Source organism: Ureibacillus sp. FSL W8-0352, from assembly GCF_038004345.1.
Taxonomy (GTDB): domain Bacteria; phylum Bacillota; class Bacilli; order Bacillales_A; family Planococcaceae; genus Ureibacillus; species Ureibacillus thermosphaericus.
Window position 1 is genome coordinate 2,630,669 of record NZ_JBBOQT010000001.1, and the last position, 12,223, is coordinate 2,642,891.

A 12,223-nucleotide genomic window follows, 5' to 3' on the forward strand; every position below is an offset into this window, starting at 1 on the left:
GTCCGAGGAACACGAACCTCATATAAGGCTAGGTATGATTGAGTGAGTTTGCGTAACAAAACAAAGCTCTTTCTGTCGAAGGTCATATCGAGTAAATGAGGCGGATAGATGGTGTGAAAGTGCATGTACTTACCCGGGGAGGTCTGGCGGATAGGTGAAGTTCGCTTCATAACCTACTTAGTGATAAGTAGCTGAACCGTCAGAAGTCAGCAGAGGTCATAGTATTAGTTGGTTTAGAACTACTAAGAAGGACCGAACAATTAAGAGAGAATAGCCCTTGGCATTCAGTGAGTCATGATGAACACAGAAAACGTAGTACCTCACTTGAGGAAGGAAGCGGTGAATCCCGTGGGAGACCTCTTGGAGGGTGGAGTGACCACTGGCATAAGAAGACAAGCTATTCACGGAAGTTATGAAAACTTGCGTCAATTATCTTAATTGAACCGCCGTATACGGAACCGTACGTACGGTGGTGTGAGAGGACGGGAGCTAATCACTCCCTCCTACTCGATATCAAAAAGGACAATTTACTACTAAATTTAGTATTTTTTATCTCTCATTTGGAAAAATCATTTACCACTTTGAGTAACGTGTCAGATGATTTTGAAATTAGAGTTGAACTTTCTACTAAATTAGCAATATTGCTTGAAATATTTTCGATATCTTTTGACGTGGAAGCATACTGATTGCGTATCCCAGAAACTTTTTGGGCAATTTGTTCAAATGATTCTGCTAAGTGCTCTTGAGTTTGTACACTTAATTGTACTTGTTCATCTACATTGTTGACACTAGACGCCATATCCGTAATGTTTTCTTCCATTTCTTGTATTAATCCAGAGACATTTTGTACTGCTTTCTTCGTTTCTTCAGCCAGTTTTCGAACTTCTTCTGCAACGACAGCAAATCCTTTTCCGTGTTCACCCGCACGAGCCGCTTCAATTGATGCATTTAAAGCAAGTAAGTTTGTTTGATCCGCTATGTTCGTCACTAAGTTTACAATTTCAGAAATGCTTTTAGAAGAAGAACGTAGGTTTGTCATGGACTCTTCTAATAAATTTACACTGTTTAAAATCGTGTTCATTAAGTTTGTCTGTTTTGCTAATTGTGCTTTCCCTTGGTTAGATTTTTCCTCTGTATCAGCAACGAAATCTAAACCTTGTGATGTGGCTGATGCGATATTTTGTGATTGTTCAGAAATCATTTGAATCGATGCTGTCGTTTCTTGATTCATGGCATTTAAATCTTCAGCAATGTTTTGGATGGAGATTAATAATGATTGTTTTACTTGATCATTTTCCATACGTAATCGTTCTTGCTCAATTTCGTAAGCTTCAATCACAAGTTGCATTTCTAAATTGATAATTTTAGAAAATGCATTGATGGCAAGAATTGCTTCTTCTTTAGAAATATCAAGCTTATTAATAAACTGAGTAAATGCTGTTGTTAAAGATTGGAAAGAAGCGATATACCATTTAGATGATAATCCAATTTTGATATGAGCAAGGGCAATTCTAGTTCGGTTCTCTAAATAATGATTATCAATTTGTCCTTCAAAAATATCTTGTAAATGCTTTGTTAAAGTAATTTTCAATCGATCAATTGTTGAGTATTGATTAATTAATTCTACTAAATGTTTATTCATTGAAATGTTTTCATAAAAAATATCAACCATCTTTGGAATATAGTTCTCAATAAGTGGTTTTAATTGTTTAAGGATGGCTAATTCTTTTTTTGTTAACTGAACCATTTCAATTTGTTTGGCTACAATAGGGTTCGCAGAAACGTTTATTCCTACTTCGTGAATATATTTTTCTTCATCAAAAAATTGATTATAATTTGATTTGTTTTCCTTGTTATAAAGTACAAACCTCATATGTATGCTCCATTCTAATTTAATTTTTTTATTGTTTGACCCATTACAGTTTAATTCCTGAATTTGTATTTTTATTATAAACAATGTAAAATACGATTAGTTTATTAGTTCGTATTGTTTTTTATTAAATTAGTAAAGGAAGTTTGTTAAGATGAATCAGCGAAGGCTTGCTTATATTATTGTGTCCATGGTGACAGTAGCAGTTATTTCCACATTAATGTTAAACAATATGTTTGATGAGGTACCGAAAAATCATAAAATTTTAATTATCATTAGTGCCACCTTGTTTTCAGGTCTTTTTGCCCGCGGGTTATTCCCTGCTGATCATCCTGATGAAATCGATTCTAAACATACAGATAATAAAAAGAATGGTAATTAAGCCCTCCTAATTTGAGAGGGCTTTTTTCATTTCTGTTTTTCTGTTTACAGAATACCATATTATTTAATAGTATCTAAAGATTTTTTTGACTATAAAATGAAAATTGTGGAAAAGATATGAAAAAGAAACGGACAAAAGAATAAAATCAATGATAAATCACGCAAGGTTTTTGAAACTATTAATCAAATCATTCGTACATGTATCTAACAAGAATTTCAAAAACCTTAAAGGGGGTTAACTAATATATGGAAGAAAAATGGGCTAAAGTGATTATTCACGCAAGTGCTTTTTTTGCACCAGTTCTAGTACCAATTTTATTTTTCTTAATAAGCAGTGAAGAAAGTGTTAAACGAATATCGATTCAAGCATTGCTCTTCCAGTTTGTTATGTGGGTATTAATCGGTATTTCTGTCGTACTAAGTTTTCTTTTAATCGGTATTCCATTCTTAATTATCTTTGGAATTATGACATTTGTTGTACCAATTATCGGTATTTTCAATGCGCTGCGAGAAACACCTTGGAATTACCCAATTGTTGGCCGTTGGGTATAAAATAATTTCTCGTAAATGTAAAACTCCCGAGTATTCTTCATCTTAGATGAATATATTGATATAAAATCGGCAAAGCGTACTTTCATACGTATTGTCGATTTTTTTACAATAAAAATGGTCAAGGGTTTATCGTTGCAAATATGAAAAAAAGGAAATATAATAAAGTCAAAGATAGTCAAAGTCAAAAAGAGCGAGGTGAAGTTGTAATCATAATGAAAAATATTTCAGATTTAATTGAAGGGTATTTAAAACAAGTTATCGAATTAGGTGGTAAAGGGCATATTGAAATTAAACGCAGCGAATTAGCTGATATGTTCCAATGCGTCCCCTCACAAATTAATTACGTTATTAATACCCGATTCACCGTGGAACGAGGCTACCTTGTTGAAAGCAAACGTGGTGGCGGTGGATATATAAGAATTTTTCGTGTGAAACCAAGTTCAAAAATTGAGCTGATTGAAAATATCATTAAACAAATTGAAAAAGGTGCCACGCAAAACATGGCTGAAGATATTATATATAGGCTGCTGGACGAAGGCGTTATAACCTACAGAGAGGCAACGTTAATGCTCGCTGCCATCGACCGGAATACGTTAAAGTTACAACTCCCAGCTCGTGATGAATTGAGGGCAGCTATTTTAACATCGATGTTACTAACTTTAAAATACGAAAAATAAAGAGGTGGTGGGTCATGATTTGTGAACACTGTAAACAACGGAAAGCAACCGTTACAGTTACACAAATAATAAATGGCCATAAAAGTGAGAAGCATTATTGTGAAGTATGTGCAGCACAATTTCATCCATTCAACCTAGACTTTCATAAAGAAGAACAAATCCCAATCCATCAATTGTTATCTAATTGGTTTGGGATGCCTGTTTGGAAAAATGAAACACAAGAAAGAGCTGTTCAACCATCCATCCAGACAAATGCATGTCCGGCTTGCGGATTTACTTTTCGTAAATTTTTAAATGAAGGTAAATTGGGTTGCCCACAATGCTATGAAACCTTTGGCGAAAAACTTCCGCAAGTACTTGCAAAAATACAAGCGGGAACCAAACATACTGGAAAAAGACCTGGACAAAAAGTGGATAACAACCGAATTATTAAAAAACAAATTGAACATGCACGTGAACAGCTGCAATTAGCTATACAAGATGAACGTTTTGAAGATGCGGCGAAATTCAGAGATGAAATTAAAGCATTGGAACGCAAGCTTGAGATGGGAGGTGTTGATACACCATGAACCTTGAATATTTCTTAAAAGCGGAAGCACCGAGTTGGATGGGTGTTGACGGTGATGAAAATGACATTGTCATTTCCACCCGGATTCGATTAGCGAGAAACTTGGATGGTTTCCGTTTCCCATTAATATTTACTGATGAAGAAGCGAAAACGGTTGATCAAATGGTTACGCAAGCTTTTTCCCAATTGAATAACGGAAATCACCATTTCTCTCATTTCACAATTCAAGAAATGCCCGTATTACAACGTCAAGTATTAGTTGAAAAACATCTCATTAGCCCGATGCTTGCCAATAGAGAAAAATTCGCTTCAGTTATCATTTCAAAAGATGAAGCCATTAGTGTGATGGTAAATGAAGAAGACCACTTAAGAATCCAATGTTTATCCCCTGGACTTCAACTAATAGAAACTTATGAAATGGCTAATAAATTAGATTGTCAGCTTGAAAAACTTTTACCGATTGCCTTCAATAACCAATTCGGCTATTTAACGAGTTGCCCTACAAATGTAGGAACTGGTTTACGAGCATCTGTGATGATGCATTTACCAGGACTTTCGATGATGAAGCAAATGAAAGTATTAACACAAATGCTAGCTCGTTTTGGCATGGTCGTGAGAGGTATTTACGGTGAGGGCAGTGAAAATCTAGGGAACATGTATCAAATTTCAAATCAAGTAACCCTCGGTAAAGCAGAAGATGAAATAATTGATGATTTACAAACTGTCGTGATGCAAATCATTGAACAAGAACGAAACGCAAGACAAACTCTATTAAAACAATCCCAAGTTGCTTTGGAGGACCGTATTCACCGTGCCTTTGGTACTTTGAAACATGCGCGGATTATGACAAGTGAAGAAGCAGCAACATGTTTATCTAATGTTCGCTTAGGCATAGATTTAGGCATAATTAAAAATGTTTCAAAACATGTATTAAATGAATGCACAATACTGATTCAACCAGGATTCGTACAACAATACGCAGGCACAACTTTGGAACCAGGAGAGCGAGATGTATTCAGAGCAAAATTAATACGAGAAAAATTAAACGATGGAAATTCGAAATTAAAGGAAAAAGGAGAGGAAAAACATGATGTTTAATCGTTTTACTCAACGAGCTCAAAAAGTGTTACAGTTGGCGCAAGAAGAAGCCATTCGTTGGAAGCATGAATCCATCGGAACTGAACATATCTTGCTCGGGCTAATTCGCGAAGGTGGAGGCATTGCTGCAAAAGCTTTAGAAGCGATTGATGTAAGCCCAGAGATGATTGAACGAGGTATCGAGGAACTAGTTGGAAAAGGTACGAAGGATGTTGGACCAATCGTTCACTATACACCAAGAGCTAAGAAAGTTATTGAACTATCCGTAGATGAATCTCGAAAACTGGGTCATGCTTACATCGGAACAGAACACATTTTACTTGCATTAATTCGTGAAGGTGAGGGTGTTGCAGCTCGAGTGCTTGCGAACGCTGGGGTAAGCTTAAATAAAGCGCGTCAACAAGTTTTATTGCTTCTCGGTAACAACGATGTTTCTCAAAATTCCAATCCAACTCAAACAGTAAGCACTCCAACACTTGATAGCCTGGCTCGAGATTTAACTGCAATTGCCCGTGAAGGTTCCCTTGACCCTGTAATTGGACGTAGCAAAGAAATTACACGAGTTATCGAAGTGTTATCTCGCCGCACGAAAAATAACCCGGTATTAATTGGTGAACCTGGTGTAGGTAAAACAGCGATTGCTGAGGGACTTGCTCAACAAATCGTTAATAATGAAGTACCGGAAACATTGCGCGATAAGCGTGTAATGACGCTTGATATGGGTACTGTTGTAGCAGGTACAAAATATCGTGGTGAATTTGAAGATCGTCTGAAAAAAGTAATGGATGAAATTCGCCAAGCGGGTAACGTCATTTTATTCATTGATGAACTTCATACATTGATTGGTGCTGGTGGTGCAGAAGGTGCGATTGACGCTTCGAACATTTTAAAACCGGCATTAGCTCGCGGTGAATTGCAATGTATCGGTGCAACTACGCTAGATGAATATCGTAAATACATTGAAAAAGATGCAGCTTTAGAACGTAGATTCCAACCGATTCAAGTCGATGAACCAACTGTGGAAGAAACAATTCAAATTATTCAAGGTCTTCGCGATCGTTACGAGGCGCATCACCGAGTAAAGATTACCGACGAAGCAATTGAAGCTGCGGCAAAATTATCTGACCGTTACATTTCAGACCGCTTCCTGCCAGATAAAGCCATTGACTTGATTGATGAAGCCGGATCTAAAGTGCGTTTGCGCTCATTTACAGTGCCACCAAATTTAAAAGCGCTTGAAGAAAAATTAGAACATGTGCGCAATGAGAAAAATGCAGCAGTTTCAAGTCAAGAATTTGAAAAAGCAGCAGCACTACGCGACACAGAGCAAAAAATTAAAGAAGAACTAGAACAAACGAAAAAATTATGGAAAGAAAAGCAAGGTAAAGAAGAATCAAAAGTAACAGTAGAAGATATCGCAGAAGTGGTATCCATGTGGACTGGAATACCAGTGAATAAACTGGCTCAAGAAGAGTCTGAAAAACTGTTGAACTTAGAAGAAGAATTGCATAAGCGCGTTGTCGGACAACATGAAGCGGTTGAGGCGATTTCTAGAGCTATCCGCCGTGCTCGCGCAGGATTGAAGGATCCGAAACGCCCGATTGGTTCATTTATCTTCTTAGGACCAACTGGGGTTGGTAAAACGGAACTTGCTAGAGCTTTAGCAGAAGTAATGTTTGGCGATGAAGATGCAATGATTCGTATCGATATGTCCGAATATATGGAGAAACACTCTACTTCTCGCCTAGTGGGTTCACCTCCTGGATATGTAGGATTTGAAGAAGGTGGGCAATTAACGGAAAAAGTCCGCCGCAAACCATATTCAGTGGTACTTTTAGATGAAATTGAAAAAGCGCACCCAGACGTATTCAATATCTTATTACAAGTGCTTGATGACGGTCGTTTAACAGATTCAAAAGGCCGCACAGTGGATTTCCGCAATACGGTTGTCATTATGACATCCAATATTGGTGCAGAAGCATTAAAGTATCAAAAGAATGTAGGATTCGGTGTGGGTGGAAGAGATAATAAATATAAAGACATGAAGAGCACGATGCTTGAAGAATTGAAAAAAGCATTCCGCCCAGAGTTCTTAAACCGTATTGATGAAACAATCGTATTCCAGCCGTTGGATAAAGAAGAATTGAAACAAATTGTATTATTGATGGCAAAATCTTTAATCAAACGCTTAAAAGAGCAAAACATTGAACTTGAACTAACAGATGCAGCTTTAGAGAAAATTGCTGAAGAAGGGTACGATCCACAATACGGTGCACGACCAATTCGAAGAGCTTTACAGAAAAATGTAGAAGACCGTTTATCAGAAGAGTTATTAAAAGGCACAGTTTCAACGAACAGTACAGTTGTATTTGACTATGTGGATGGCGAATTTGTCGTAAAACAAAAAGATGTTGTTGAAAGTGTATAATTATTGATTAGTCGAGCTGTACCAAAAGACACTGTACACTGTCTTTTTGGTACAGCTTATTTTTTTCATACGTATTAACAGGTACATCTCCATTTAAGGAGCATCCGCACAAGTTTGGATGTTATGTGCACGAGTAGAGGTGCTCATGCTCCTGTCAAGTAGACATTTTTATCCGCCCCGTATTAATCCAAATTTATGCTGCTTTTGTTCTATATTCCATCGGGCTCATTTTTAGTTTAGTTACGATACGTTTGGTGTTATAATAATTAATATAGTTTTCTACTGCTTCGTAAATTTCTCGTACAGTTTCGGGTTGACTAAAACATCCAAGTTCAACCTTCAGATGACTAAAGAAATTTTCAATGCAGGCATTGTCCCAGCAGTTGCCTCTGCGGGACATGGATTGAGTTATCTCCATCTCACGGAGATACTCTTGATAATCGGGATTAGTAAAGTGAGTGCCTTGGTCACTATGGAGAATCGCTCCTTTACTATATCCCCTTTTTTTAAGCATTTCTAAGGCGCGATACACTAATTTCATTTCCAAACTTGTCCCCATTGAATAAGCCACGATTTCCTCATTAAATAAGTCTTTAATGGCACAGAGATATACCCATTTTTGACGTCCTCTTTTCACGCGAATATACGTAATATCAATGGAAAACTTTACTCCTTCTCGAATGGCTTTGAAGTTACGGCTAAGAAGATTGGGAATTTTTCCATGAACACTTGGACGATATCTAAATTTCTTTTGGCGAATTTTGCATACCAATCCATATTTCCTCATTAAACGGGCAATCCGTTTTTCATTGATGACTAACCCATATTGTCTTTCCAATTCAATTTTGATTCGTTTTCTCCCCACAGTACCACGGTGATCGTTAAACACCTTTAGGATATAAGGGATTAACCGTTCATCAATTTGATCACGATGTTTTTCTCCATTTCTCTTTAACCATTTATAATAACCCGCACGGGATACATTGGCGATTTCCGCTAAAATAGAAATCGGATATTGTTCTGCGTAAGCGTGAATAAAGGCAAATTGTTGTTCTTTATCATTCACCCCTTTCTTAGATCTAACAACTTTTTTAAGTATTCGTTCTCCAACTGTAATAGAAGATATTTTTCTTCCAAAGATTTTTCAACAGGCGACTGTTTCTGTTTAGCTACTTTTTCTCTTTTGGTTAAGAGAGCTTCATAGCCTCCTTCTTTCACAATTTTCACCCATTCAGAGACTCTTCTCCGATGAATGTTATATATTTTAGCTACCTCTGTGGAAGAATACCCTTCGAAATATTTTTCAATGACTTGTTTTTTGAATTCAAATGTGTAATATCGATATTTTTTCGCCATTTCCATATCCTCCATTCATGTACGAAGTACGCCACCATTGACACCTACCTGATTGTCCGTAGTGATTGTAGATTGCAGATGATCTCAAAAAATAGCTCCTTGCGCTCACTCCGTTTGTCATTGTACTACGGACAAATCGATTCTAAGTACTTGTTGGCGGGGCCCCGACCCCATCCACCAAGTACTAAGAATCGTGGTAGGTGTCAATGGCATTGCAGCTACGCTGTGGCTTTTTAATAAACCCAATAAATTCCCACATTTTATATTTATTATGCTCATCTTATGGGCGCTTTAATGTGTAAACTTTACAGGTATAATAGCAAGGTAGTATTTGCACGAGTTTGGATGTTATGTGCACGAGTAGAGGTTGTATTTGCACAAGTTTGGTGGTTAAATGCACAAGCAGAGGGGATATCTGCACAAGTGAAGGAAGCATACGCACGAGCATGTAGCTTTTCTTTCGTAGAGTGTAACTACACAAACAAGTTCTTGTGCTAAAACCGATATATTCAATAAATAGACCTACCTAGTCTAACGAAATTTTCTAGTACATCAATGAATCTAATCTAGTACCTTTGTTATAATAGCTATACCAAAAAAATTTGCAGGAGGACCTAATGGCAAAAAAGAAAACAAAGTTTTGCTGTCAATCATGTGGCTATGAATCTCCTAAATGGTTGGGGAGATGTCCTGGTTGTGGTGAGTGGAATACCTTTGTAGAAGAAATAGAAGTGATGACGAAATCTCGTGGAGTGTTTCAGCATTCGGAAGCTATAAGTCAGAAGGCCGTACCAATTATCAGCATCGAAACACAAGAAGAACAAAGAGTCCAAACAAGCATGGTGGAATTAAATCGTGTGCTTGGAGGTGGAATTGTACCAGGTTCACTTGTTTTGATTGGGGGAGATCCTGGTATAGGGAAATCAACGCTACTTATGCAACTTTCCGCTGAATTATCCAATAATGGACATCGGGTGCTTTACATTTCAGGAGAAGAATCGTTGAAACAAACAAGATTACGCGCAACAAGAATCGGTGTCCAATCAAATGAATTATTTATTTATGCTGAAACTGATTTAGAACTCATTCGTCATAGTATTGAAGAGGTTCAACCGAAGTTTATCATTGTTGACTCCATTCAAACAGTGCATCATCCAGAAGTGACGAGTGCTCCTGGGAGCGTATCGCAAGTTAGAGAATGTACTTCAGAATTGATGAGAATAGCGAAGACGAAAGGAATTGCAACATTTCTTGTAGGACATGTTACAAAGGAAGGGCAAATTGCAGGGCCTAGAATATTAGAACATATGGTAGACACCGTACTATATTTTGAAGGTGAAAGACATCATACGTATCGAATATTAAGAAGCCATAAAAATCGCTTCGGATCAACTAATGAAATTGCTATTTTTGAAATGATTCATTCGGGTTTAAAAGAAGTGTTAAATCCGTCTGAATTATTTTTAGAAGAACGTTCACATGGGGCAGCTGGTTCGACGGTCGTTGCTTCCATGGAAGGTACAAGACCTATACTTGTCGAGATTCAATCATTAGTTACACCAACTAGTTTCAATTATCCAAAAAGAATGGCTACCGGTGTGGATCAAAATAGAGTTCAATTATTGATGGCTGTTTTGGAAAAAAGAATGGGCATGCTGTTGCAAGCGCAAGATGCATATATTAAGGTGGCAGGAGGCGTAAAGCTGGACGAACCTGCGATTGATCTCGCCGTTCTTACCTCCATAGTCTCCAGCTTTAGAAATCAGCCTGTTCAAGTTACAGATGTTTATATCGGTGAAGTAGGACTTACCGGAGAAGTAAGACGGGTATCCCGCATCGAACAAAGAGTTCATGAAGCTGCAAAACTTGGATTTAAACGAGCCATTATCCCTGCTTCTAATATAGGAGGTTGGGAATACCCAAAAGACATTGAAGTAATTGGGGTGCAAACCATTAACGAAGCATTAAGAGTTTGTTTTGGTAATTGATGAAAAGGGATGTCCATACCAATATTTATAATGTATGGGCATTTTTCCTTTTGAAATTGGGAAAAATAATTTTATATTCTGGACGAAAAGGGAAAAAAGTACAAATTATGTATTTCGTAGTTGTTTCAAATCGCAAACGATTCATGAACGATGTATAATTAATAGTAAGATAATATATCACAAAAAGGAGGTGGCTGTATGTTAAAAAGAGTAATTCAATTTGCTTTTCTTTTTATTGGGGGAGCACTAGGTTTTGTTTTTTTACCGCCATTATACGAAATTATAAATTTGTCATCTAATCCGTTGTTAAATAATCCATATACATCAGTCGCATTAGGAGCGTTGTTATTATTTCTTCTATCGTTTTCTTTATCAGATTATTGTGTAAAATTCATCAACTGGATGGAAGAGGTACTTTTTAAAATTCCAGCTGCAGACCTACTATTCGGTACTCTTGGGTTAATTGTCGGTTTAATTGTAGCATATTTTGTTGGGTTTGCGATTGAACGAATCAATATACCGGTAATTACTGATTTTTTACCAATAATATTATCTATTACACTCGGATATTTAGGATTTAGAGTCGGATTTAAAAAGAGGGAAGAATTATCACAAATATTTACCAAATCCGGTGTAGGATCAAAAAAGAAAGTTGGAGATTCTGGGCAAGTTGTTTCACAAGAAAAAACGCTATATAAATTGTTAGATACGAGCGTCATAATAGATGGTCGAATTGCGGATATCGCAACAACAGGATTTATAGAAGGTGTTTTAGTGGTGCCGCAGTTCGTATTAACCGAATTACAACATATTGCGGATTCCAGTGATACATTGAAGCGTACCCGTGGACGAAGAGGGTTAGATATGTTGAAAAAATTACAAGACGGAAAAACGGTAAATGTCATCATTTCTGAAGAAGATTTTGATGATGTTCAAGAAGTAGATTTAAAATTAGTACGGTTAGCGAAAAAAATGGGAGCAAAAATTTTAACAAATGATTTTAACTTAAACAAAGTATGTGATCTTCATCATGTACAAGTATTGAATATTAATGAGCTTGCGAACGCAGTAAAACCGGTTGTTATACCAGGAGAGGATATGCAAGTCGTTGTCATCAAAGATGGAAAAGAACAAAATCAAGGTGTTGCCTATTTAGATGATGGAACGATGATAGTTGTAGAAGGTGGTCGTAGTTACATTGGGCAATCTATTACAGTCACCGTTACAAGCGTACTGCAAACATCCGCCGGTCGCATGATTTTTGCTAAACCAAAAGACGAACAAGTTGCATAACCGTTGAAAAGT

General features: G+C 37.0%; 12 protein-coding genes and 1 pseudogene. 9 read left to right on the plus strand and 4 right to left on the minus strand.

Annotated features, from left to right (window positions below; genetic code table 11):
* The first annotated feature begins 294 nt into the window (after positions 1 to 294).
* Positions 295 to 438 carry a hypothetical protein gene (locus NST98_RS13205; protein ID WP_172597780.1) on the plus strand — a complete coding sequence of 48 codons (144 nt, stop codon included), beginning with the start codon at positions 295 to 297 and terminating at the stop codon, positions 436 to 438.
* 118 nt (positions 439 to 556) lie between these two features.
* Here the strand turns inward: NST98_RS13205 and NST98_RS17340 are convergent, their stop codons facing one another.
* Positions 557 to 1,348, minus strand: coding sequence for a methyl-accepting chemotaxis protein (locus NST98_RS17340; protein WP_445684058.1), 792 nt, complete (start codon positions 1,346 to 1,348; stop codon positions 557 to 559).
* A pseudogene (locus tag NST98_RS17345) lies at positions 1,322 to 1,873 on the minus strand (protoglobin domain-containing protein); the annotation flags it as partial. The gene NST98_RS17340 and the pseudogene NST98_RS17345, both read right to left, overlap by 27 nt.
* A 151-nt stretch (positions 1,874 to 2,024) precedes the next feature.
* Between NST98_RS17345 and NST98_RS13215 the strand changes: the two are divergent.
* The 6 genes from NST98_RS13215 (at position 2,025) to NST98_RS13240 (ending at position 7,574) form a co-directional block, all read left to right on the plus strand.
* Positions 2,025 to 2,252 carry a hypothetical protein gene (locus NST98_RS13215; protein WP_016838522.1) on the plus strand — a complete coding sequence of 76 codons (228 nt, stop codon included), beginning with the start codon at positions 2,025 to 2,027 and terminating at the stop codon, positions 2,250 to 2,252.
* 245 nt (positions 2,253 to 2,497) lie between these two features.
* Complete coding sequence (locus tag NST98_RS13220; RefSeq protein ID WP_016838523.1) at positions 2,498 to 2,803, plus strand: DUF4870 domain-containing protein; 306 nt, start codon at positions 2,498 to 2,500, stop codon at positions 2,801 to 2,803.
* A gap of 212 nt (positions 2,804 to 3,015) precedes the next feature.
* Positions 3,016 to 3,480, plus strand: coding sequence for a CtsR family transcriptional regulator (locus NST98_RS13225; RefSeq protein ID WP_096552383.1), 465 nt, complete (start codon positions 3,016 to 3,018; stop codon positions 3,478 to 3,480).
* Between the two features lie 14 nt (positions 3,481 to 3,494).
* Positions 3,495 to 4,049: a UvrB/UvrC motif-containing protein gene (locus NST98_RS13230; protein ID WP_340715308.1), complete on the plus strand. Its 555-nt coding sequence runs from the start codon at positions 3,495 to 3,497 to the stop codon at positions 4,047 to 4,049.
* On the plus strand, positions 4,046 to 5,146 hold the full coding sequence (locus NST98_RS13235; RefSeq protein ID WP_340715309.1) for a protein arginine kinase: 1,101 nt from the start codon (positions 4,046 to 4,048) through the stop codon (positions 5,144 to 5,146). Before NST98_RS13230 ends, NST98_RS13235 begins: the two co-directional genes overlap by 4 nt.
* Positions 5,136 to 7,574, plus strand: a complete 2,439-nt coding sequence (locus tag NST98_RS13240; protein WP_016838527.1) for an ATP-dependent Clp protease ATP-binding subunit — start codon at positions 5,136 to 5,138, stop codon at positions 7,572 to 7,574. Before NST98_RS13235 ends, NST98_RS13240 begins: the two co-directional genes overlap by 11 nt.
* A 193-nt stretch (positions 7,575 to 7,767) precedes the next feature.
* Here NST98_RS13240 and NST98_RS13245 read toward each other — a convergent pair whose 3' ends face one another.
* Positions 7,768 to 8,640, minus strand: coding sequence for an IS3 family transposase (locus NST98_RS13245; RefSeq protein ID WP_096550742.1), 873 nt, complete (start codon positions 8,638 to 8,640; stop codon positions 7,768 to 7,770).
* Entirely contained in the window at positions 8,637 to 8,930 is a 294-nt protein-coding gene (locus NST98_RS13250; protein WP_172597841.1) for a helix-turn-helix domain-containing protein, read from the minus strand. The genes NST98_RS13245 and NST98_RS13250 overlap by 4 nt, the downstream gene beginning before the upstream one ends.
* Before the next feature lie 617 nt (positions 8,931 to 9,547).
* On the opposite strand from NST98_RS13250, the gene radA reads away from it, so the two are divergent.
* Together radA and NST98_RS13260 are read left to right on the plus strand one after the other, a co-directional pair.
* Entirely contained in the window at positions 9,548 to 10,918 is a 1,371-nt protein-coding gene (gene radA, locus NST98_RS13255) for a DNA repair protein RadA (RefSeq protein WP_096550051.1), read from the plus strand.
* A gap of 198 nt (positions 10,919 to 11,116) precedes the next feature.
* Positions 11,117 to 12,211, plus strand: coding sequence for a PIN/TRAM domain-containing protein (locus tag NST98_RS13260; protein WP_016838530.1), 1,095 nt, complete (start codon positions 11,117 to 11,119; stop codon positions 12,209 to 12,211).
* Positions 12,212 to 12,223 lie beyond the last annotated feature (12 nt).